Here is a 23,746-nt window from a genome sequence, read left to right on the forward strand (position 1 = left end):
TGTTATACAGTTATTTAGGAATACATACCGAAAGTTAAGTAAAATTTAATACTACGTAATACGTCATGTAGTGTAAAAGGAAATGTAATGGCAACAAAGAAAAAGAGCAAGACTACAAAAACAAAAAAAGGCTCATCAAAGAAAAGTACAACGGTTACTTCATCTTCCAGGGCGCCTTATATATTGATTATAATGGCAATGGCTGCAGGATTGCTCTTTCTACTTTCATTGCAGTCTGATTCTATAAAGAGCTTCATTGCAAAAAAAACAGAAGAGAAAAAACAAAATACTATACTACCTTCATCTAACGAAATGAACAAAGAAAAAAAACAGGTTGAAAATACGTCAGTAGTTGCTGATAGCAAAAATAAAAATACACAGGAACTATCGCCTCAAAAAAAACAATTGGAAAAAGAAAAGCCGTTAATTCAAGCAAAGATTTATTTTTTATTTTATAACGAAAAAGCTGATAAAATTGAATTGCGGCCGGTGACTCGTAATGTGGATTCAAGAATTCCGGTAAAAGCTGCACTTGAAGAATTAATAAAAGGTCCAACAAAAGATGAAGAAAAAAAAGGATACGTGACAGCTATACCTCCCACACTCAAGGTTATTGATGTTTCCATCATTAACAATATAGCATTTATTAATTTCAACAGAGCAATTGAAGAAGGTGCGGCAGGTAACATCATGCTCAACCGCCTTGACCAGATTATATATACTGTCACCCAATTTGATGCTGTTGATGGGATACATATATTAGTTAATGGGCAGCGCAAGCGTTTCCTTGGCCCTGATGGCATATCAATTGCAGGACCTTTGAAACGGCATTAAATTGTATGGTTACTTCACAATGTTAGAAGTAGAAATAAAATCTCGATGTGATGACCTGGATGCAATAAAAAATGCAATTGTTGATCTGGGTGGAGTGTATATTTCTACTGAGCTGGAAGAAGATTGCTATTTTAATCATCCATCACGTGATTTTGGAAAAACAGATGAGGCATTACGCATAAGAAAAGTAAATGATATGATCTTCTGCACTTATAAAGGGCCAAAGTTAGGTGGAAAAACAAAAACCCGTTTTGAAAAGGAAGTGCAGATACATGATGCTGAGGCTATGCAGGAGATATTGCAGAAGTTGGGTTTTGTATTGTATGGGAAAGTTCAGAAAAAGCGTGATGTGTATTTATTAAATGAAGTAACAATCTGTTGCGATGAAGTAAAAGGGCTTGGAACATTTGTTGAACTTGAGATGATAAGCAATAATCGTGAGGAAGCTGAAAAACGACTCTTTGCACTGGCACAGAAATTGGGCCTTTCTGAGTTTATTACTTCTTCATATTTAGAAATGGTAAAAGGAGGATAAGATAATGTACAAGAGAGTAGTTTCTTTGTTATTTGGCATCTTTTTAATTGTCCAGCATACTGTTGTTTTTGGCAATGAGGTCGTAAAGCAAAAGATAATTGCTTTTGAACAGTCTGTTCCCTGGTCAGATGTATATGATTCATTTAAATCAAGGCAAAAATCATGGCATCAGGATGTAATGGCAGCTTCTTCACCGCAGGAATTGGGTACACTTCTTGTTGAGTTTCATGGTTTCATTATTAAAGATAAGTTAGGTGATGAATGGGACAGGGTAAAGCCTCAATGGGTAGCTAAAGCTGGGAATGCAACCACATATGATGTGGTTGCGGACTGTTTACAACAGCTTCAGAATTATTACTTTCAACGGGTGAAGCAGGATGGCAGCGATGTAAAAAAGGATATTATAACCTTTGAGCAATTTGTACCATGGGAAGATGTCAAAGAGGGTTTTAAATCCCGTCAGCAGGGTTGGCATTATGATGTTATGAATGCAAAAACACCACAACAGTTGGGGTTACTGCTACTTGAATTTCATGATTGGATATATCCTCAAAAGTTTTCAGGTGAATGGGCAGTGATAAAGCCTGCATGGATTAAAAAGGCAAAAAATACCTCAACCTGGCAGGATGTGAAAGATCTTTTAAAAGAATTACAGTGGAATTACAGAAAGGGAAAATGACTATTTTGAATATTTGCCTGAAAAATAATCCCACGGTTGTTATAACGTGGGATTATTTTTTTAATTATATGGATACGTTATTTTAACGTATATGATTCAAAGTCGGGATATCCTTCAATGCCATGTTCAGAGATATCCAGCCCAATTAGTTCTTCTTCTCGAGTAACTCTAATGCCCATGGTTGCATTAATTATAACCCAGATAACCCAGCTTACTATAAATACAAAGCTACCTACTGCAACTACACCAACCAGTTGATTAGCAAAAGAACCTATGCCACCACCATAAAATAATCCTATAGGTGGTTGTCCGCTTCCGCCAGCATACGGTGCAGCTGCAAAAAGGCCAACTGCTAAAGTACCCCACACACCATTGACCAGATGTACCGAAAGTGCACCTACAGGGTCATCAATACCCCATCGGTCAAAGGCAAGTACAAAAACTACCACCAATATTCCTGCTATCCCGCCAATGATGATTGAAGCTCCGGGAGTAACCCATGCACACGGAGCAGTAATGGCAACAAGACCTGCTAATGCGCCGTTAAGTATCATTGTAAGATCAGGTTTTCCAAGTGCAAGCCATGCAGTTATGGTAGCAGTGAGTGTGCCAGTTGCTGCTGCAAGGTTAGTGGTTACCGCAATACGCCCGATATCAGAAGCATTTGCAGCCATTGTAGAACCAGGGTTAAAGCCAAACCAACCAAACCACAGCACAAATACACCTAATGTTGCAAGTGGAAGGCTGTGCCCTGGTATAGAATTAACACTGCCATCAGGATTGTATTTACCAATGCGTGGGCCAAGAACCAGTGCACCTGTCAATGCTGCCCATCCGCCAATGGAATGTACAACAGTTGAACCGGCAAAATCCCAAAACCCACGTTGAGCAAGCCATCCACCGCCCCACACCCAGTGTCCTGCAATAGGATAGATGATGCTGGTCAGGATGAACGAAAATATGATGAAGGCCAAGAATTTAATTCTACCGCCAACTGCACCTGATACTATGGTTGCTGCAGTTGCACAGAATACAAGCTGGAAGAAAAATTTAGCATACAGTGGCACTCCTGTCCAACTCAAAGCAGAGTATACTCCCTGGTAACTATCGCCTGTTGCGGGGCTGTTATCTGCGCCACTGAGCATAAACATCCCTTTCCAGCCCATAAATCCGTTGCCATCACCAAACATCAATCCCCAACCAATAAACCAGAAAGCAATTGATGAGATAGCAAATACAACAAAGTTCTTTGCCGATATATTAACAGCATTCTTTGCTTGCTGTAGACCTGCCTCAACCATCGCAAACCCTAAGTTCATGAAGAACACAAGGAATGCAGCAAAAAGTACCCACAGTGTATCTGCAATTACCTGCATAGTAACTGAATTTGCCTGTAGTTGTGTAGTTGTAGTGTCTTCCTGTGCAAATGAAATGGTTGCACACAGCAACACCACGCCAATTATTCCTAATATTTTTACAAGCCTCATAGATTCCTCCTAAATTTCATAGTATAGTGCATACTCCCACGGATGTGGTCTCAGAGCTATCTGGTCAATTTCATGCAACCGTTTGTGAGCAATATAGCTTTCAATCAAATCAACAGTAAATACGTTGCCTTTCATCAAAAAGGAACAGTCACGCTCAAGGCCGTCTATTACCTCTTTCAGGGTTCCAGGAGTATTGCGTATATTCCTTTTTTCATGGGGCGATAGCTCATAGATATCCTCATCAATGGGGTCAGGTGGCTCAATCCTGTTTTCAATGCCGTCCATACCTGCCATGATAATAGCTGCAAATGCCAGATACGGGTTGGCTGAAGGGTCAGGACACCTGAACTCTATGCGTTTTGCTTTCTCACTGGTGCTATACATTGGAATTCGCACAGCTGCTGAGCGATTCCGTGCAGAATAGACCAGGTTGATAGGTGCTTCATATCCGGGAACAAGCCGTCTGTAGGAGTTTGTTGTGGGAGCACAAAACGCTAAAACTGCCTCAATATGAGCAAAGATCCCACCAATGAAGTAGCGTGCATAGTCACTTAAATCTGCATATTTTCCAAAATCATAGAAGATATTTCTGTTCTCTTTCCACAAGCTCACATGAACATGCATTCCTGAACCATTATCCATGAAGATTGGTTTGGGCATAAATGTAACAGTTTTGCCATAACGGTGCGCCACGTTCTTAATGATATACTTATAGTTGACTAGTGTATCGGCCTGGCGTACAAGTTCATCAACCACCAACCCAATCTCAGTCTGCCCTGCAGTTGCAACTTCATGGTGGTGAAGATTTACCTGAATGCCACACGATCGCAGTACCTCCACCATTTTAGAACGCAGGTTATGGAGCTGATCGTGTGGGGAAGTAGGGAAATACCCCTGTTTATAAGGGATTTTGTACCCTAAGTTTTTTTCGCCTTTTGCAGAGTTCCAGCTTGCTTCAGAGGAGTCTACCTCATAGTATGCCTTATTCTGCGATTGTTCATATTTGACATTGTCAAAGATAAAGAATTCAGGCTCAGGCCCAAAGTATGCCATGTCGGCTATACCGGTTGAGCGTATATATTCAATTGCCTTTTCACCCACATATCGGGAATCCTTGGTATATCGCCTTCGTGCAACAGGGTCAATGATATCGCACAAAAACGATAATGTCCTGTGATCAAAGAATGGATCAATGAATGCAGTATTGGGGTCAGGTCGCATGAGCATGTCGCTTTCATGAATTGACTGGAATCCACGTATAGATGAACCATCAAAACCTGTACCCACTGCAAACAACTCTTCATCAGCTTTGTCAGCTGTGATAGTATAATGGTGAAGTCTGCCAAACAGGTCAGTGAACTTAAGATCAAGAAATTCAATGTTGCGCTCTTTTATTATCTTAAGTATATCTGATATGGAGGTGTGTTTTGTATGACCATTAACTTGATAGATGGGGTCAAAAATAGCTTCCATAATTTACCTCCTTAATCTAACTCCTTTTTTACCGGCAGAGACTTCCTTTCATCTAATATCTTAGTTAAATCCACGCCTGTTGCAGTCTTGATTTGCTCTATAAAAGATATAACGCTAGAAGTGACATCACCCACATGCTTTGGTATGCCGCCATCTCCCATAACAACAAGTTTTTCCACTTTAAGGTTGTCCTTGAGTACTGTAGAAACGCTATCAACTATGTTTGGCAAAAGATGCAGCATGAACAGTTCCTTGGTATTGCCGTTTTGCCATTCAGCACGCATCTTGCTCACAGCTTCAGCCATTGCAATACCCTGTTCCTTCAAATACGATGATTGACCCATGGCTTTGAGTTCTTGTGCTTTCTTTTCGGCTTCTGCTGGAATTATCACTTCAGCTGTGTATTTCTTTGCATTAACATCTTTTTTTAATTCTTCTACTTCGGACAGATGCTTAAGCTCAGCCAATTTCTTTGCAAATTCTGCTCGTACTTCCTTTTGGTAAGTTGATTCATTAAGCAGCGCTTTGCGTTCTCTAAAATTGTTTTCATACTCCTCAATTGCTATTTTAGATTGAAATTCAACATCACTTGCTTTTTTCCTGGCATTGTACTCAACAATCTTTGCTTCAGCTTCAGCTTCGGCTTCTTTGATGCGTGCATCACGCTTAACAATTGCATTTCGCTGACGTCCCACAGCGTCAAGATACCCCTGCGAATCTTTAATCTCTTCAATCTTCACTGAATCCAGGGTAAATCCCAATTTCATCAATTCATCTTTTGCCAGTTCAAATACCTTTTTTTCAAGTTCAAGTCGTTGATAGTTGGCTTCTTCTGGTGTAAATGTTGCGATAACACCCCGAAGGACACCTTCAATTGTATTCTTTGCTATGGTTTCAATCTCAGAGGATGGTTTTCCAAGAAGCCGTTCAACGGCATTTTCCAGTCCACCTCCTTCTTTTGAGGCAATCTTGACATGAGCTATCGCCACGATACTTAATGGTATCATTCCGTTGGATAGTGCGCCTTCAATTTCAAGGGTAATAGGAATAATTGAAAGCGACAGCCGTGAAACGCGCTCCAGAAGTGGAACACGCAAGCCATAACCACCGCGTATCACACGGTATCCTACAACTTCGCCGCTTGGGAGTTTACGCTTGCGACCAGAGAATATTAGGATTTCATTTGGTTCGCATATTTTTAGATTGACTTTTATAAAGATAAGAATTGCAGCAATTGCAATAATGGCAACTGAGATCACCAATGCCCAATCAATGTTTGCTAAGTAGTTTTCCATCGTATGCCTCCTTTTTATAGAATTAACCTATAGCCCGTGAACCACGTTCACCGGTGCGTATACGAACACATTCCTCAATAGGAATGACAAAGATTTTCCCATCACCTATGTTGCCGGTTTTAGCTCCACGGGTTATAGCTTTTATTGTTGGTTCAACGTAGTCGTCATTGACAGCAATCTGAAGCTCAATCTTTTTCAAAAGGCGTATCTCATGTTTTACGCCACGGTAGGTTTCGGGGTAGCCTTTCTGCCTACCAGACCCAATTGAGTTGATTACTGTCATTAAGTTAATGCTGGCTTCATTTAATTCCTTTTTAACATCCGCTAGTTTTTCAGGACGGATGATTGCGATAATTAACTTCATAAAACCTCCTTACAATTTTAAAGAGTATGCAGTGGTGAATCTGAAACTGTTACATCTTCACCTTCTGCATTCCAGTACTGGTTCTACGAATTAGGGTAGCAACGGAGTATCTTTGCGGTCAATGTTTGAAGAAAATTAGAAGACAATTCCCCTTTTATTTAACATGCGGTTAATCGTTTTGTAACATAGATGAAACATTTGTGGTAGGTATAATTTTTTATTTTTTACTTGACAATTATGTCACATTGTGTCTATAAGTGGTAGAAAGTGGGGATTAGTGTAGCATTGTAGAGATGAAGGGGAAAGTATAGTCAAAATGTTTATGGGCGAATATCGCCCAACGCTTGACGAAAAATGCCGTGTGGCAATTCCTAGCAAACTGCGTAAAGCGTTTGGCGAAGACAACATTATACACAAATTAATCATAACGCATGGTTTTGATAAATGCGTTATGGCCTTCAGAGAAGTTGACTGGAGGGAATTTGTGGAAACAAAGCTTGTACCCCTTTCACAGGCTGACCCCATGAACAGGATGCGAATCAGGTTTTTGCTAGGTGGTGCAACCGAATGTGAGCTTGATAAACAGGGTAGGATTTTGATTCCCAATTATTTGCTTGAATATGCACAGATTGAAAAGGAAGTGGTAATTTTGGGTTTATATAATCGCATTGAAATCTGGAGTGCAGAAATTTACAAGCAATATAAACCTGATGGCGATGCATTAAACCAGTTTGCACATGACCTTGGATTTTAAGTATGAACTGTACAGTAATGTGACATAATATGGAAGAAACACACTACTATCACACTCCTGTTATGCCACAGGAAGTAATGGATTTTTTGGCTGATATTGATGGCATAGAAAGGTCAGTTGTGGTGGATTGTACAGTGGGAGAGGGTGGTCATTCAGAGTTAATACTGAAACAATGGGACACAATTACGTTATACGGTTTTGAACGCGACAGGGAAGTTATGGCGATAGCTCAAAAGAGGCTTTTACCGTATGGGAGGGCAGTATTGATTAATGACAATTTTAAAAATATCTGGCTTCACTGCAAGGGTATGGAGAATTCTATAGCTGCATTTTTATATGACTTTGGGATTTCTTCTTTTCATTTTGATGGAAGCAACCGGGGTTTTGCATTCAGTAAGCAAGAAAAACTTGATATGCGCTTGGATGATTCTATAACGCTCACTGCCTATGATGTTGTTAATAATTTTAGTGAAAACGAGTTAACAGATATTTTCATCAAATTTGGTCAAGAGCGCTGGGCTCGCCGTATAGCACGCAGGATTATTAATGTGCGCAGTGAAAAAACAATTGAAACAACTGAAGAGCTTGCACACATTGTTGTGCAGGCTATACCCAAACAGTATAGGGTTAAAAACATACATCCGGCAACAAGAGTTTTTCAGGCACTCAGGATATTTATCAATGATGAATTGACAGCAATAAATGATTCCTTGCAGCATGCGCTTGAGTTTTTAAAACCAGGTGGTAGGATCATTGCTATATCTTTTCATTCGCTAGAAGATCGCATTGTAAAGGACAGGTTCAGGCGTTGGGCAAAGGGGTGCACCTGTAACAATGATGGGCTTTTATGTCAGTGTGGTAGTAAACCTCTTGTTACTGTGTTGACAAAAAAGCCACTACAGCCTAAAGAGTCCGAAATTACACAGAACCCACGTTCGCGCAGTGCTAAATTGAGAGTGTGTCAGAAGGTATAGATGTATATGAATACCTCAGAGCAAAAAAGCATAGTACAGTATAGTACAATTGTGATTATTGTCATAGTTTTCATCATTGCATTTATATATCAGAATATTGAGTATATGCAGCTAAAAATGCATTATAATGCAATGATAAAAGAATATCAAGAAGTTATAGAAGAATATGATCGTGAAAAGTATCAGTTACATACAGCGCTATCAATGGATAAGCTTGAACAATTTGCTAAAGAACGTGGATTAGTTCCAATGACCAAGGAAAGCTTGATAATAATAGAAGGCGCGAAAACAGGTAAAAAATAATGGATATCAGAACATATAATTCTTTTGATTTATACACATTGTTAAATGACACTGATGTCACCATTATAAAGGGTGATGAGGATATACGTATCAGTGCCATTGAATATGACTCACGAAAAGTTGAGAAAGAAAGCCTGTTTGTTGCCATTGAAGGTATGGAAACGGATGGTCATAAATTCATTAAGGATGCAGTTGAAAATAAAGCATCATGTATCGTATTACATGAAAATCGCCTTGATGAGTTTAGCTTTTTGCTTGAACAAAAAGAACTTGCTGTAGCAACTGCAAAAGATACCCGTAGAGCCTTATCGCAAATTTCGGCAAAGTTTTACGGAGAACCATCGCTGAAAGCAGTTGTTATTGGCGTTACAGGTACCAACGGCAAAACTACCACTACCTATATGCTGGAGTCAATTCTCTCCAGTGCAGGGTTTACATGTGGCGTCATAGGTACCATTAACTATCGCTGGAAAGACAAAATTATCAATGCTTCGCATACAACACCTGAATCAAAAGATTTACAGGATATCATGGCAACAATGGTTTTAGATGGTGTGGATTGCATAATAATGGAAGTCTCTTCCCATGCGCTATCGCTTTTGCGTGTAGATGATATCCATTTTGATTGCTGTATATTTACCAATCTTACGCGAGACCATCTGGATTATCATATTACGTTGCACGATTACTTTATGGCAAAGGTTCGTTTATTTGATATTTTGAATAAAAGCCTCAAGCAGAAAAAAGCAGCATTTATTAATGCTGATGATAATTATGGCAAACAGATATTACAATGGCGCCAGCGCTATGGCTATCCGCTTTTTTCGTTTGGAGTAAGCAGTAATGCTGATTATCACTGTAGTGAATCCTCAATACAGATATCCATAAAGGGCACTCAGTTTTCTACTGATATGCCATTTGCCAAACAATTCACCATGCGCCTGGCTGGCAGATTCAATGTATATAATGCTCTGGGAGCTATAGGAGTGGCAGATTTTTTAAATGTACCTTTAGGAAAGATAGTGACAGGCCTGTCAGTCCTTTCAAATGTTCCCGGCAGATTTGACACATTGCTGTCGCCTGAAGGTTTTGCAGTGGTTGTGGATTATGCCCATACCAATGACGCACTTGAAAAATTGTTGCTTTCAGTACGTTCGTTAAAACCTGAGCGTATAATAACTGTATTTGGGTGCGGTGGTAACCGGGATAAAACAAAGCGCCCACTGATGGGCAAGGTAAGTGAGGACTATTCGGACTGGGTGATTGTTACCAGTGATAATCCCAGAAAAGAAAACCCTGAGGCAATCATACGTGATATTACCGCAGGGATGAAGTCAAACCGCTATCAGATAATTGTGAACAGGGAGGAGGCAATCAAACAGGCAATATATATGGCATCAAAAGATGATATTGTGGTCATTGCTGGCAAAGGTCATGAAGATTATCAGATCATTGGTACCAAGAAGTATCACTTTGATGATAAAGAAATTGCCCGCAAATACATTCATGAGAGGCTTGCACAGTGATTGTACGGTTTGAAACAACTTCACAGACCATTGCAGAGGCCATACATGCAGTGCATCATGGCAGTGACAAGCCTGTGCAGTATATTACCACCGATTCGCGCCTTGTAGATGACAATAGCCTGTTTGTGCCAATAGTAGGTCACAAATTTGATGGCCATGAGTTTATTGATGATGTGTGTAAAACTGGCAGATGTTCTGCATATCTTACACATAGGGCAGATATAGTAGAAAAGGCCACACAGTATAATGTAAGCGCAATCTATTGCAACGATACATTGCAGGCGTATGCAGCAATAGCTAGGTGGCACCGCAAAAAATTTAATATACCAGTAATAGGTATTACCGGTACCAACGGCAAAACAACCACAAAAGAAATGATTGCCCATGTACTAGCCGCTCATGGTAATTGCCTTAAGACCCAAAAGAATTATAACAATGAAATTGGTGTGCCATTTACAATTTTACATTTAGATACTACGCACATGCATGCAGTCATTGAAATGGGGATGAATCACTCTGGTGAGATATCACGTCTTTCACATATAGCAATGCCCACAATAGCTGTAATTACCAATATTGGCGAGGGGCATCTGGAGTTTTTAGGTTCAACCGAAAATGTGGCTCATGCAAAATCAGAGATTATGGATGGGATGTCACAGGGTAGTATATGCATCCTTAACAATGACACAAAGCACACTGATATTGTAAAGAAGAAAGCGCGTGATAAAAATATTAAAATTGTAACATATGGTCTTACAGGTGATGTGTGCCCATCATCGTACTCATTATTCTGTGACAGAACCACAGTGGAGTATGATGGAATTGAAATTACCGTTCCTGCGTATGGTTTGCACAATGTATATGCGGCGATAGCTACCATTGCTGTTGCCCGGGTAATGGGCATACCACTTGATTCAGTAAAGGAAGCATTGCACAGTTTCAAGCCAGTGACGATGCGAAGTGACATTAAGAAAGGCCGCTGCATCATCATCGATGATTGCTATAATGCAAATCCACTGTCGATGGAGTATGCATTCAAAAGTGCTGCAATGGTATTTTCAGATAAAAGAAAGATTGCAGTGTTATCGGATATGAAAGAACTTGGGAGCCTTTCTAAGGATTTGCATTTTTCTGTTGGGACAAAATTACACGATCATGGCTTTGAGCGTCTATTTGTGTATGGGTCTGATGCACAGTATATTGCCCAAGGTGCAATTGCCGGTGGATTGAAAACTTCACAGGTGAGCGTGTTTAATACCAAAGAGGAACTGATTGCTTTTTTACTTACCTTTGTGAAGGAAGATGATGTGGTGCTTGTCAAAGGTTCCCGTTCAATGAAAATGGAAGAGGTAGTGAACGCATTAGAACAGTGAGGTGAATATGTTTTATCACTTTATTTTGCCTTTACAGGAATATCTGTCGTTTTTGCGATTGTTTCAATATATTACATTTCGTTCGGCGTATGCTGCATTGACGTCACTTTTGATAGTGTTGCTATTTGGCGGAGTGGTTATACGGTGGCTTACTCAGCTTCGCTTTAAAGAAGAAATCCGTACGCTGGGTCCACAGTCACATCACAAAAAGGCGGGAACTCCCACAATGGGTGGTGTACTAATTCTTGGTGCAGTACTAATTTCAGTGCTATTGTGGGGTAATTTTAATAACCTGTATGTCATTTTGTTAATAGTTATCACAATTCTTTTGGGTGTTCTGGGATTTATAGATGATTATATCAAATCAATACTGAAGAAAAAAGACGGTATTCCTGCGCGAGTTAAATTTTTACTGCAGTGTGTAAGTGCGCTTGTTGTTGCACTGTGTATATATTTTTTCCCATCTAATGCAAAAGAAGCTACCACGCTGTATGTCCCCTTTATTAATAAAGCAGTAGTTGATATGTCGTGGGTGTGGATAATATTTGCCATGCTTGTTATAGTGGGTAGCTCCAATGCTGTTAATCTGACTGATGGTCTTGATGGGCTTGCAATTGGAACTGTGACTATAGTTGTTGGTGTTCTTGCAGTGATGGCATATCTTACCGGACATCAACCCATTGCACAGTATTTGCGTATTCCCTATATTCCTCAGGCAGCTGAATTGACCGTATTTCTGGCTGCACTGGGTGGTGCAGGTCTTGGGTTTTTATGGTTTAACTCAAATCCCGCATCAGTGTTTATGGGTGATACCGGTTCGTTAGCGTTGGGTGGCATTATTGGTACTGTGGCCATAATGATTAAAAAAGAAATATTCCTGGTTATAGTTGGGGGCATTTTTGTTATTGAAGCGCTATCGGTTATGATTCAGGTTGTCTGGTACAAATTAAGAAAAAAGCGTGTATTTAAAATGGCGCCCATTCACCACCATTTTGAGCTATCAGGGTGGCCTGAGCAAAAGGTGGTGGTGCGCATGTGGATCATTGGCATTATACTGGCAATATTGGGTTTGAGTTCACTGAAGATTTTGTAATTGTGTGGCGACAGCTCCTATGAGCTATCGCCCATTTATAAATGGTCTTAATTTTTGTTAAAGGATAGAAACAGTGGAGCAGAAAAAACATATACTTGTAGTTGGATTGGGGTACAGAACAGGACTTGCGTCAGCTAATTTTTTATACAATAAAGGGTTTGCTGTTACAGTGTGTGATATAAAATCACGTGATGAGCTTATGCCCATTATACAAAAATTAAATCCCGGTATAACTGTGATAGCGGGCAATCAGGATAAAGCTATTCTTGATGCAGGATTTGACGAAATTGTTATAAGCCCTGGAGTTCCGCAGAGCATCCCATTAATTCAAGAAGCTAAAGCAAAAGGCATCCCGGTAATATCCGAAATTGAGCTGGCATACCGATATGGTAAATCGTATATCGTTGGCATCACTGGAACTGATGGTAAATCAACCACTACTATGCTCACTGCACACTGTTTGAAAGCAACTGGATTTGATGCACACCCTTGCGGCAACATTGGGATTCCCTACGTGTCAATAGTTGATGAATTAGCACAGGGTTCTGTTGCTGTGATTGAGCTTTCATCGTTCCAGCTTGAAACTATTCATACTTTTAAACCTGATGTTGCAATCTTCACTAACCTAACACCTGATCATCTTGACCGCTATGATTCACTTGAGGATTATTTCAATGCAAAGATGAACATTTCAAAAAATCAGGGGAGCAGCGATTATTTTATTGTAAACAGTGACGATGAATTTGTAATTACCCATCTGCCCCCATTGCAAGCAACTCAATATTCATTTTCGCTTCAAAAAGAGGCTGAGTGCTATTATAGGGATGGTGCAATTTATTGCACGCTGAATGGCAAACATCAATTGATAGCAAAAGCCGAAAAATTTAAAATATTGGGATTGCACAATGTTCAGAATGCAATGGCAGCAATACTGGCAACGCTTTCCATTGCAAAAAAGGCAAATAAAGAAATTAACCTTACTCAGCTTGAACAAGCGCTGTATAGTTTTGAGGGATTACCGCATAGAGTTCAAATGGTAGGAGTTTTTCAGGGCAGGTCATTTATAAATGATTCAAAGGCAACAACTGTGGGTGCCGTTATCATGGCGTTGAAGAGCATTCCGGCAAATGTGATTCTTATACTTGGAGGAAGAGCAAAAGGGGATGATTATTCAAGGCTTAAAAACTTTTTTAAGGGGAAAGTCAAAGCTTTAATACTTATTGGTGAAACCAAAGATGAGTTTGCAAAACTTTTTTATGATATACCGCATATCAAAGCGCATACCATGGAAGATGCAGTAATCAAGGCTATGGGGGTGAGCACACAGGGTGATACAATTCTGCTTTCACCGGCTTGTGCTTCATTTGACATGTATAAAAATTATGAAGAACGGGGGAATGATTTTATTGATATTTTCAGAAGGCTTTCACGGGGGCAATTGCGGTGGATGTAAAGGCAGTCATTGATACACGCAGGAAAGCCGAGCCAGAAATGGGGCTTTTCATAGTAGCGTTTATACTTATTGGTATTGGTATTGCAATGACTTACAGTGCAAGTGCTCTTTTTGCAGAGAGGACTTTTGGTGATTCTTTGTATTTTTTAAAGCGACAGTTACTTTGGAGCTGTATTGGTTTTATAGTAATGATGGTTGTACAGCAGATTGATTACAGGATCTATCAGCGCTACACAAAGATAATGCTTATCTTTACCCTTGTTGCACTGGTGCTGGTGCTTATACCGGGGCTGGGTATTGCTGTTAAAGGCTCATCACGATGGTTGGGATATGGAATGTTAAGATTCCAGCCGTCAGAGCTGGTGAAATTATTCATAGTAATATATTTTGCAAAAGTTTTTTCGTATGAACATCAGAGGGATATCAATGTATTGCAACTTCTGTTGCCACTACTTATTGTTGGTATTTTCTTTTTATTGATTTTGCTTCAGCCAGATTTTGGCACTGCAATGGATGTTGCAATCATTTCGGTGGTGCTGTTGTTTGTTTCAGGGTTTCCACTTGTATATATGATTGGGCTTGCAGTATTAAGTGTGCCCATGTTTTACCTTTTGATTTACCAGGTTGAGTATAGGCGCCAGCGTATAATGGCATTTTTAGACCCATGGTCAGACCGCTTTGGCAAAGGGTATCATATTATACAGTCTTTTATTGCATTTAAATTAGGTGGGTTTTTGGGCACTGGTCTTGGTTCGGGCACTCAGAAGATCAAGCGCCTGCCCGAGCCACATACCGATTTTATTTTTGCAGTGATTGCTGAGGAAACAGGCCTTGTGGGTACATTCAGTGTGGTCATTCTCTATTTGTTGTTTTTTTATTTTGGAGTAAAGATTGCATTGCGAGCACCGGATGAATATGGGAGACTACTTGCTATGGGATTAACGTTGCTTGTTACTGTACAGGCGTTCTTAAATATAAGCGTGGTGATTGGTGTATTACCTACCACTGGCATACCTTTACCGTTTATAAGTTATGGTGGCTCATCATTGCTGGTGACAATGATTGGTACAGGTATCCTGTTGAATATTTCAAAATACCGCGAGGTGGTTCCACAGGAGCTTAAACATAGCGGTGAGGTGTGGGTATGAAAAAGACGGTATTAATCAGTGGTGGAGGAACTGGTGGGCATATCATGCCGGGCATTGCTCTGTATGAGGAATTTGCATCACAGGGATATACTCCTGTATTATTGGTGGGGAATGGAGATATAAAATTTTCCTCATTGAAAAGTATAGAAAATGTGCAAACATATAATGCACCCACGATGTGGAAGAATATATTTAACCTTCCTGCATTTACTCTGCAATTTGTTTCCGCATTGCTCTGGACAATGAGGTTTATAACAAAGAACAATGTTGCTGCAGTTATAGGAATGGGCGGGTATGTTTCAGCACCATCGCTGGTAGCAGCGCTTTTTAAAAAGATCCCGATATATCTGTGTGAGCAAAATGTTGTTCCCGGGATGGTGACCAATATGTTTGCAAAAAAAGCACAGGCAATATTTACAACCTTTGAAGCTACTGCTGAATTTCTTGATATTGAAATTGCACATACAATAATTCATTCTGGCAATCCTATCCGAAAACATGTTGTGCAACAAGTAGAAAAGGAAGTAGCGTTGAAGCGTTTTAATATGATGCACTGCAAAAAAGTTATATTGGTGATAGGCGGAAGCCAGGGTGCCTTAAAACTCAATGAGCTGATGTTTGATATGATAACACAGTATCCTGAAAATTTTGCTGATATAGGTATTATCTGGAGTACAGGCACATACTCATATGAACAATTTAAAGAAAAGCTGCAGAATGTAAAGCATCACGCTTCAATTTTTCTTGCGCCATATATTCTTGATGTTGAAAATTCGTATGCTGCGTGCGATATAGCCATAAGCAGAGCCGGTGCAGGCGTAATGATGGAGCTTGCAGCCTGGGGTATTCCATCAATTTTGATTCCCTATCCCTATGCTGCAAAAGACCATCAGAAGAAAAATGCTATGGAATTTGTAAAAGCAGGAGCGGCAGAGCTTGTGGAAAATGATGAAGCGACAGCTCAAAAAGTTGCTCCTTTGCTGTTTGATTTATTGGATAATGAAACATTGCTTGCAAAGATGGCTGCAAAGGCAAAATCTCTTGCAAGGGTTAATGCTGCCCGGGAGATAGTAAACTATATTATTAAAGATAGCGATTTGAAAAAATAGGAGCAGGGGAAGTGTTTAGAAAATCTAAAAAGCTACATTTTATTGGAATTGGCGGAATAGGAATGTCCGGTATTGCCGAGATATTAATTAATCTGGGATATGAAGTTTCAGGTTCTGATCTGCGGGAATCGGAACAGACCAAACGATTGCAAAAATTAGGAGCAACAATATATATTGGTCATTACCCTTCAAATATTAAGGATTACCACGTTGTTGTTACGTCTAGTGCAATTAATAAAAACAATCCTGAGCTTATAGAAGCAAGGAACCGTAAAATACCTATTATCCATCGCTCAGAAATGCTTGCTGAACTAGTACGTTTGAAACATGGTATTGGTGTAGCCGGTACACATGGCAAAACTACAACATCATCCATGCTTGCGTATGTACTGTATCATGGAGGTCTTAATCCAACCGCTGTTGTGGGTGGAAAGGTCCTTAACTTTGGAAGCAATGCACGAGTAGGTCAGGGAGAATACATAGTGTTTGAAGCAGATGAATCAGATGGTTCGTTCCTTAAGCTGTTGCCAACTATAGGTGTGGTTACCAATATTGATGCCGATCATCTTGATTACTATAAATATTTTGAAGGCATTAAAGAAGCGTTTATCACCTATATGAACAATATACCTTTTTATGGCTATTCGGTGGTATGTATTGATGATCCGGTTGTTTATGAACTTTTGCCACGAATTGAAAGGCCTTTTGTAACTTATGGATTTCATGCAAAAGCAGATTTCAGAGCAAGCGACATTCAGTTGTTAAATGGTTCTACACAATATAGTTGTTATTTTAAAGAGGATAAATTGGGGACTATAGTTCTTAATTTATTGGGCAAGCATAATATTATTAATTCACTGGCTGTTGTGGCAGTTGCCCTGGAATTGGGTTTATCATTTGAAGTGATTGCTGATGCTATCGCCGCATTTAAAGGTGTTGGTAGGCGCCTTGAAAAAATTGGTGAAGCAAATGGCATCCTTGTTGTGGATGACTATGGTCATCACCCAACAGAAATACGAGCAACGCTTCAAGCCATAAAACAGTTGGGTAGGCGAGTTGTTGTTGTTTTTCAGCCGCATCGGTATTCTAGAACTCAGTATCTGTATGATGAGTTTGGGCAAGCTTTTACTATGGCTGATGAATTGTTGTTAACTGAAATTTATCCTGCAGGAGAGGAGCCAATAGATGGAGTAAGCAGCCAGTTAATACAGCAGGCAGTCAAAAAACATGAAGGCAGAGATGTAGCAATCATATCGCATCTAGATGAAGTGCCTGAATATGTATGCAGGGTAGCCAGAAAAGGAGATGTAATTTTAACATTGGGAGCAGGTGATATTTATAAAGCTGCACCAAAAATCCTTTCTTCAATTGAAGGCAAGGGAGCAACTTCATGAGAAAGGCTTTTTACATAGTTGTCACGATTATTGTGCATGGAATGTTTTTTAGTGAAAGCTATGCAGCAGTAGTTGAAGTATCGCGTGTAACTGTGCAGGGATTAAAATACGTGGGAAAACACGAAATTATACAGCATGGCATATATGTTAAAGATGGGAAAATTTTTGTGGATGTAAATTCTTTACATGGTGCATTACAGAATAACATCATGATTGAATCATATTCTGTTAGTCTTGAAAATAATGTGTGTACAATACGTATTAAAGAAAGGGACATCATTGCAGTGCTGTTAGTTGATAAGGGCAATTCACTTTTTGTAATTGAGGTAGATCACAATTTAAAGATACTATCAACAGGTAGAGTTTATGCCTATGACAGGCCGATAATAAAAATAAACCAGGCTGAGATTATTGACAATAAACTATCGCCACGAATTATTAATATTCTTATGATTTTAAAGAAAATAATTAATAGCAATAGCGCTGTTGCAAGCAGGATCTCAGTGATCAATTGCATGAAACCTGAAGTTTCGTATGTACAGTTTCATGGTTTTACATCAAAATGTATATGGGATGAAACGTATAATGGACTTACATTGCTTGATGCTGTGATTGGGCTATATGATAGTAAGAGAGCTTATCCTGAAAATGCCGTTGTGACACAAAAACGAATGGTGGTATGGTGACAATATGAAAGAAGATACCATATTGGATAACATCGTAGTTGGCCTTGATATTGGCACAACAAAAACCTGTGCAGTCATTGGTTTTTTAAATGAAAATAAGCAGGTTGAGGTTGTGGGTGTTGGAGTTGCACCTTCAAAAGGTTTAAAGAATGGCATAATTGTGAATATTGATAATACCGTATCATCAATTGTTAAAGCGATAGAAGATGCAGAACTCATGGCAGGCTGTGAAGTAAGCTCGGTGTTTGTTGGTGTTACTGGGCAGCATATAAAAGGGGAAAACTCAAGAGGTGTTGTGGCTGTTGCAAACAGAAGCAGAACAATAACACCATTGGAAATGAAACGGGTTATTGAGGCAGCACAGGCAATTGTTATTCCAATGGACAGGGAAATAATTCATGTGTTGTCAAAAGAATTTGCAGTTGATGACCAAACTGGAATTAAAGATCCAATTGGTATGAGCGGGGTGAGGCTTGAAGCGGAGGTACATATAATTACCGCTTCAACTACCAGCATACAAAATCTGGTTAAATCAATTAATAAGGCTGGGTTCACTTGCAATGATATTGTATTTTCGCCGCTTGCTTCTGCAGAGGCTACATTAAGCCGTGATGAAAAGGACCTTGGTGTGGCACTTGTGGATATTGGTGGGGGCACAACAGATATTATTATCTTTATTGAGGGAGGAGTAGCATATTCTGCAGTGTTGGGCATTGGTGGCATTCATGTGACCAACGATATATCCATAGGCTTGAGGACGCCAATAGATTCTGCAGAAGTAATTAAAAAGAAATATGGTTGTGCAGTGGTTGATTTGGTTGATGCTTCGGAAACCATTGAGGTACCATCAGTTGGAGGAAGGGCTCCACGGCGGTTGTTTAGGCATGAGCTTGCACAGATTATTGAACCGCGTATGATTGAAATAATGGAGATGATTGATAATGAGCTAGTAAAAAGCGGCAAAAAGGAAATACTGGCGGCAGGGGTGGTGCTGACGGGTGGTGGCAGTATGATTGAAGGAACGGTGGAAGCAGCTGAAAGGGTATTTGGCATGCCAGTACGAATAGGTGTTCCTGAAAATATAGCAGGGTTGAAGGACGTTGTGTCAACCCCTGTATATTCAAATGGTGTTGGCCTTTTAAAATATGGAACTAAGATGAGCCAGGTAAGGCAAACAAGAAAGACCAAAAGTGCATTTACCAGTTTCAAGGATAAGTTAAAGCAGATTTTTAATGATTATTTATAATAATAGGTATTGGAGCGTAAATTTTTATTAATTTTTTTAAAAAATAATGCGACATAATAAAAAAGGAGGAAATAATGTTTAAATTTGAAGAAGAACCACAAATGAACACTATTATCAAGGTTGTTGGTGTTGGAGGTGCAGGCAATAATGCTGTAAACAGGATGATTGCAACAGGCCTTGAAGGTGTGGACTACATCGTTGTGAATACGGATGCCCAGCAGTTGAAAGCCTCTTTAGCTCAAAACAGGATACAGATAGGAGCTAAATTAACAAGAGGGTTAGGAGCAGGTGCTGATCCAGCAATTGGAAGAGAAGCTGCTCTGGAAGATAGGGATAAGCTGGAAAAGGCATTGAAGGGAGCGGATATGGTATTTATCACTGCGGGTATGGGCGGTGGTACAGGGACAGGAGCTGCGCCTATCGTTGCTGAAGTGGCAAAAGCATGTGGGGCACTTGTAGTAGGTGTTGTTACCAAGCCATTCCGCGTTGAAGGTAGAAGGAGAATGCAGCATGCCGAGGAAGGGATTAGAAACCTTAAAGAAAAGGTTGATACGATAATTGTTATCCCCAATGACTTATTGTTAAAAATTATTGATCGCAATACCCCTATAGATCAAGCGTTTAAACTGGCAGATGATATATTGCGTCAGGGCGTGCAGGGAATAGCAGATATTATTATGGTAACAGGTTTGGTAAATGTTGATTTTGCAGATGTCCGCACTGTCATGAAAGAAACTGGCGATGCAATTATGGGAGTTGGTATTGGTGTTGGTGAAAACAGAGCTATTGAAGCAACACAGATGGCAATAAACAGCCCATTGCTAGAGGAATCGGGCATTGATGGAGCAAAGGCAGTGTTGCTTAATATAGCTGGTGGCAATGATTTATCGCTACATGAAGTAAATGAGGTAACAGATATTATTAATAAACAGGTTGATCCAGATGCAAACATCATTTTTGGAGCTACTATCGACCCTGCACTTGATGACAAAATAAGGGTAACAGTGATAGCAACGGGTTTTGACCGCAAGCTTAATATATTACATCGCCCCAACGAATTGGATAGAGCTACTGGAACTCCATTGACTGTGATTGAAGGTAGAAATAATAAGGAAAGAGTAGAAAAGAAAGTTCCTGTGCAGATGAAGTCATTTTCTCTTGATTATGAAAAAAGAAGAGTAAAAGACTATTCACATGAGGATCTGGATATACCAGCATTCCTGCGACGCAGTGCAGATTCGCAGTAAGTATTATTGGATATTCTCAATAATTTTTAATGAACTGGATTTTTTTGTTTGATCTGAATCAAATAGCAATATGATTTCGGTTCTTTTATTACGGTGTATAACAAAATAAAATTCAGAAGCCAATTTGCGCATGAGGTCAATCCCGCGTCCGGTTTCTGATATTTTATCACTGATATCTTCTCCTGTTTGAGCAGCTTTGAGGATTAGCTGTTCCTGTTCAATGGCTTTATGAATGCTTTGAAGTATTTTTTCTTTAGTGAGTGTACCCTGATAATCGGTGATTGCTATTGCGTATGTTGTTGGATTGCAGCAAAAGGTAATATCCACAAATTGACCTTCTTTGAGTTCTATAGGTATACGCATTTCTTTTTCCTGTGTATAGCCATGCGAATGGTAGACTGCATTAATAATCATCTCGTTCAGAATCAGATATAAAATACTTTTGTTTGCAATTGTAAATCCCCATGATTCAATAGTGGCAAGGATAGTATCCACAGCAGGTTGAATTTGTTTTGAAGAATTGATTCTAATTGCTTTGTTGTTTAGAATATTGCTTACATAGTGTTCAAGTCCAAATATATTTTTGCGGGAAATAATTTTGTTAACAAGAGATGTAAATTCATTCATGTTAACCGGTATTTTTAATACATTGCCAATACCCTGTGAAAAGATCTTATCAAAAAAAGTATCTATGTCTTTTTCAGTAATCATTATGGCAGGAATATACGTATAATGTTTTTGCAAATAATTATAAAGGTCAAATGCATTGTCACCAGGAAGCTCAACCTGTGATATCACAAGGTCTACATCATGCATGTTTAGTGTAGTAATTGCATCATACGCTGATTCCGCAACCAATACAGTATAATTGGTCAGCAAATATTTCTGTAATTCATTTTTATAATCGGTGTGGTCAACTATTAATATGGTGTTCATAAAAGCTCATAGATTGTATAAGATTTATTTTTTGTCCTAATAGTTGTCGATAGTTACTGATATAAAAAATTATGCTAAAATAAAGAATAAAATCATTGACATTCTATTCAAATTACACGCATAATACGTAAAAATAAAATATCGTATATTTTATCGTCAAAAATTGTGAGGTGAACAATGAAAAAAATAATGCTATTAACATTATGTGTGATGTTTTCATTTGTCATAGTGTCTGATGGCGGGATGGCCCAGGATAAAGCAAAGAAAAGTGCAAAGGAATATATAGCCGATCTTTCAAGCAGCGATGAAGCTACTGTTGTGGCTGCAGAAGAGTGGATTGCTGATAACAAGGAAAAAACTGCATTGCCAAAATTGCAAGAACTTTTGCGAAGCGACAGCAGAGTAAAAGTAAGATTATACGCAGCCATAGCATTAGGTGAAATAGCAAAAGAAGAGGGAGCAGAGAGCCTTAATAATGCATTACTGAATGATCCAAGTGCTGATGTTCGTTATGCTGCTTTGCTTGGCATAGCTCGTATTGGATCTAAAAGTTCGTATGATGCTGTACAGAAAGCACGGGAAAGTGAGCAAGATCCATTTATCAAGGACCTTATCAAAAAGATGGAAGATAAATTCAAAGGAAAATAACTTTTACATCAAATTTACAATAAAAGCATGTAGGGTAAAAACTACATGCATTTTTTATTTTAATATATGTGTTTTATGACTTCATGAATTTAAAACCCAATAATTTTGTTGTTACTGTCATTAAAGGGGTGATGGAAATCCATTCATCTACCATTTGTCGGGGATTGATGCGTCTTCTCTTTCACAATACTATGGTGAAATTCTTAATGTAGTATGTATTTACAAAAGTCAGGATTCAGTGTAAAATGGTGAAGATAGTTCTAAAATCAATCCTAAAAATAAATTTAAGGACGATGTTCAGGATGTTGTTTTTTAGGTGAGATTGGCAAGACAGTTGTCTTGTTAAATCAAGGAATTTAATAACTTTGAAACAATTATTTTGATTATAAGGAATATAAGAGTGGAATCAAAAGTTAAATATGTGGTTTTTGATATAGAGTCAATACCTGATGCAACCTTAATAAAGCAGGTAAAATATCCTCATCTACAAATAAGCGAACACGATGCTGTTATCAGGTTTCAGGAAGAGATACTGAATATATCGGACGGTTCAACATGGTTTATACCTGTTACATTTCAGTTGCCGGTAGTAGTTTCAATGCTTGAGGTTGATGAAAAGTTTTTCCCCATACGAATGCGAACGCTGGATGAGCCACAGTTCAGGATTGAACAGGTTGTAAGGCAATTCTGGGAAGTTATAGAAGGGGAATATAATGATGCTTCTTTTGTTACTTTTAATGGGAGGGGTTTTGATTTCCCTTTAATGGAACTTATGGCATTCAGGTTTGGTGTAACTGCTAAGCGGCATTTTAAAGATAAGTTTGCTTCACGATTCAGGTTTGGAACCAAACATATTGACCTTCATGATTGGTTATCCAATTATAGTGCAATAAAGATGCAAGGTGGATTAAATTTGCTTGCCAAGGTAATTGGCAAACCTGGCAAGGTAGAAATGACTGGTGATGATGTGTATGATCTTTATAAAGCAGGAAAAATAACCGAAATACACGAATATTGTGTGTCGGATGTGCTTGATACATACTTTGTATTTTTACGTACCCGTGTGATGGTAGGTGAACTGAGCCCTGAAAGGGAAAATACAATTGTACAACAGACCAGAGCATTCCTGGAGCAACATAAATCCACATGCAGAGGATTTGAACAATATTTACTTAACTGGAAGTAGATT

At 39.1% G+C, this 23,746-nt stretch carries 23 protein-coding genes; 18 read left to right on the top strand and 5 right to left on the bottom strand.

Annotated features, from left to right (window positions below; all coding sequences use genetic code 11):
• Positions 1 to 87: 87 nt before the first annotated feature.
• From N3F66_02980 to N3F66_02990, 3 genes are read left to right on the top strand one after another with little or no spacing between them, the layout of a single operon-like run.
• Positions 88 to 834, top strand: a complete 747-nt coding sequence (locus tag N3F66_02980; protein ID MCX8123110.1) for a GerMN domain-containing protein — start codon at positions 88 to 90, stop codon at positions 832 to 834.
• 19 nt (positions 835 to 853) lie between these two features.
• Positions 854 to 1,369 carry a class IV adenylate cyclase gene (gene cyaB, locus N3F66_02985; protein MCX8123111.1) on the top strand — a complete coding sequence of 172 codons (516 nt, stop codon included), beginning with the start codon at positions 854 to 856 and terminating at the stop codon, positions 1,367 to 1,369.
• 4 nt (positions 1,370 to 1,373) lie between these two features.
• Positions 1,374 to 2,048, top strand: a complete 675-nt coding sequence (locus N3F66_02990; protein ID MCX8123112.1) for a hypothetical protein — start codon at positions 1,374 to 1,376, stop codon at positions 2,046 to 2,048.
• Between the two features lie 77 nt (positions 2,049 to 2,125).
• Here N3F66_02990 and amt read toward each other — a convergent pair whose 3' ends face one another.
• From amt to N3F66_03010, 4 genes are read right to left on the bottom strand one after another with little or no spacing between them, the layout of a single operon-like run.
• Positions 2,126 to 3,535: an ammonium transporter gene (gene amt / locus N3F66_02995; protein ID MCX8123113.1), complete on the bottom strand. Its 1,410-nt coding sequence runs from the start codon at positions 3,533 to 3,535 to the stop codon at positions 2,126 to 2,128.
• A 9-nt stretch (positions 3,536 to 3,544) separates the two neighbouring features.
• Entirely contained in the window at positions 3,545 to 5,008 is a 1,464-nt protein-coding gene (glnA, locus tag N3F66_03000; protein MCX8123114.1) for a type I glutamate--ammonia ligase, read from the bottom strand.
• Positions 5,009 to 5,019: 11 nt separating this feature from the next.
• Positions 5,020 to 6,303, bottom strand: a complete 1,284-nt coding sequence (locus N3F66_03005; GenBank protein ID MCX8123115.1) for an SPFH domain-containing protein — start codon at positions 6,301 to 6,303, stop codon at positions 5,020 to 5,022.
• Between the two features lie 22 nt (positions 6,304 to 6,325).
• On the bottom strand, positions 6,326 to 6,667 hold the full coding sequence (locus N3F66_03010; GenBank protein MCX8123116.1) for a P-II family nitrogen regulator: 342 nt from the start codon (positions 6,665 to 6,667) through the stop codon (positions 6,326 to 6,328).
• A 316-nt stretch (positions 6,668 to 6,983) separates the two neighbouring features.
• On the opposite strand from N3F66_03010, the gene mraZ reads away from it, so the two are divergent.
• From mraZ to ftsZ, 13 genes are all read left to right on the top strand, one after another.
• Positions 6,984 to 7,421: a division/cell wall cluster transcriptional repressor MraZ gene (gene mraZ, locus N3F66_03015; protein ID MCX8123117.1), complete on the top strand. Its 438-nt coding sequence runs from the start codon at positions 6,984 to 6,986 to the stop codon at positions 7,419 to 7,421.
• 29 nt (positions 7,422 to 7,450) lie between these two features.
• On the top strand, positions 7,451 to 8,395 hold the full coding sequence (gene rsmH / locus N3F66_03020) for a 16S rRNA (cytosine(1402)-N(4))-methyltransferase RsmH (GenBank protein ID MCX8123118.1): 945 nt from the start codon (positions 7,451 to 7,453) through the stop codon (positions 8,393 to 8,395).
• A 6-nt stretch (positions 8,396 to 8,401) separates the two neighbouring features.
• Complete coding sequence (locus N3F66_03025; protein MCX8123119.1) at positions 8,402 to 8,698, top strand: hypothetical protein; 297 nt, start codon at positions 8,402 to 8,404, stop codon at positions 8,696 to 8,698.
• Positions 8,698 to 10,224 carry a UDP-N-acetylmuramoyl-L-alanyl-D-glutamate--2,6-diaminopimelate ligase gene (locus N3F66_03030; GenBank protein ID MCX8123120.1) on the top strand — a complete coding sequence of 509 codons (1,527 nt, stop codon included), beginning with the start codon at positions 8,698 to 8,700 and terminating at the stop codon, positions 10,222 to 10,224. The genes N3F66_03025 and N3F66_03030 overlap by 1 nt, the downstream gene beginning before the upstream one ends.
• Positions 10,221 to 11,597, top strand: a complete 1,377-nt coding sequence (gene murF / locus N3F66_03035) for a UDP-N-acetylmuramoyl-tripeptide--D-alanyl-D-alanine ligase (protein ID MCX8123121.1) — start codon at positions 10,221 to 10,223, stop codon at positions 11,595 to 11,597. Before N3F66_03030 ends, murF begins: the two co-directional genes overlap by 4 nt.
• A 7-nt stretch (positions 11,598 to 11,604) precedes the next feature.
• Entirely contained in the window at positions 11,605 to 12,690 is a 1,086-nt protein-coding gene (gene mraY, locus N3F66_03040; GenBank protein MCX8123122.1) for a phospho-N-acetylmuramoyl-pentapeptide-transferase, read from the top strand.
• A 73-nt stretch (positions 12,691 to 12,763) separates the two neighbouring features.
• On the top strand, positions 12,764 to 14,143 hold the full coding sequence (murD, locus tag N3F66_03045; protein MCX8123123.1) for a UDP-N-acetylmuramoyl-L-alanine--D-glutamate ligase: 1,380 nt from the start codon (positions 12,764 to 12,766) through the stop codon (positions 14,141 to 14,143).
• Positions 14,134 to 15,291, top strand: a complete 1,158-nt coding sequence (gene ftsW, locus N3F66_03050; GenBank protein MCX8123124.1) for a putative lipid II flippase FtsW — start codon at positions 14,134 to 14,136, stop codon at positions 15,289 to 15,291. Before murD ends, ftsW begins: the two co-directional genes overlap by 10 nt.
• Positions 15,288 to 16,400: an undecaprenyldiphospho-muramoylpentapeptide beta-N-acetylglucosaminyltransferase gene (gene murG / locus N3F66_03055; protein ID MCX8123125.1), complete on the top strand. Its 1,113-nt coding sequence runs from the start codon at positions 15,288 to 15,290 to the stop codon at positions 16,398 to 16,400. Before ftsW ends, murG begins: the two co-directional genes overlap by 4 nt.
• Positions 16,401 to 16,411: 11 nt before the next feature.
• A complete protein-coding gene (gene murC / locus N3F66_03060) occupies positions 16,412 to 17,794 on the top strand; it encodes a UDP-N-acetylmuramate--L-alanine ligase (protein ID MCX8123126.1) in 1,383 nt (460 codons plus the stop codon).
• Positions 17,791 to 18,480, top strand: a complete 690-nt coding sequence (locus N3F66_03065; GenBank protein MCX8123127.1) for a hypothetical protein — start codon at positions 17,791 to 17,793, stop codon at positions 18,478 to 18,480. The genes murC and N3F66_03065 overlap by 4 nt, the downstream gene beginning before the upstream one ends.
• A 4-nt stretch (positions 18,481 to 18,484) precedes the next feature.
• A complete protein-coding gene (gene ftsA, locus N3F66_03070) occupies positions 18,485 to 19,726 on the top strand; it encodes a cell division protein FtsA (protein MCX8123128.1) in 1,242 nt (413 codons plus the stop codon).
• A gap of 74 nt (positions 19,727 to 19,800) precedes the next feature.
• Positions 19,801 to 20,973, top strand: coding sequence for a cell division protein FtsZ (gene ftsZ, locus N3F66_03075; GenBank protein ID MCX8123129.1), 1,173 nt, complete (start codon positions 19,801 to 19,803; stop codon positions 20,971 to 20,973).
• 3 nt (positions 20,974 to 20,976) lie between these two features.
• On the opposite strand, the gene N3F66_03080 is transcribed toward ftsZ, so the two are convergent.
• Positions 20,977 to 21,909, bottom strand: a complete 933-nt coding sequence (locus N3F66_03080) for a response regulator (GenBank protein ID MCX8123130.1) — start codon at positions 21,907 to 21,909, stop codon at positions 20,977 to 20,979.
• Between the two features lie 177 nt (positions 21,910 to 22,086).
• Here N3F66_03080 and N3F66_03085 point away from each other — a divergent pair, with 177 nt between their 5' ends.
• Together N3F66_03085 and N3F66_03090 are read left to right on the top strand one after the other, a co-directional pair.
• Complete coding sequence (locus N3F66_03085) at positions 22,087 to 22,557, top strand: HEAT repeat domain-containing protein (GenBank protein MCX8123131.1); 471 nt, start codon at positions 22,087 to 22,089, stop codon at positions 22,555 to 22,557.
• 400 nt (positions 22,558 to 22,957) lie between these two features.
• Positions 22,958 to 23,743: a 3'-5' exonuclease gene (locus N3F66_03090; GenBank protein MCX8123132.1), complete on the top strand. Its 786-nt coding sequence runs from the start codon at positions 22,958 to 22,960 to the stop codon at positions 23,741 to 23,743.
• Positions 23,744 to 23,746 lie beyond the last annotated feature (3 nt).

This window comes from Spirochaetota bacterium (assembly GCA_026414805.1).
In the GTDB taxonomy this organism is placed as follows: Bacteria; Spirochaetota; UBA4802; order UBA4802; family UB4802; genus UBA4802.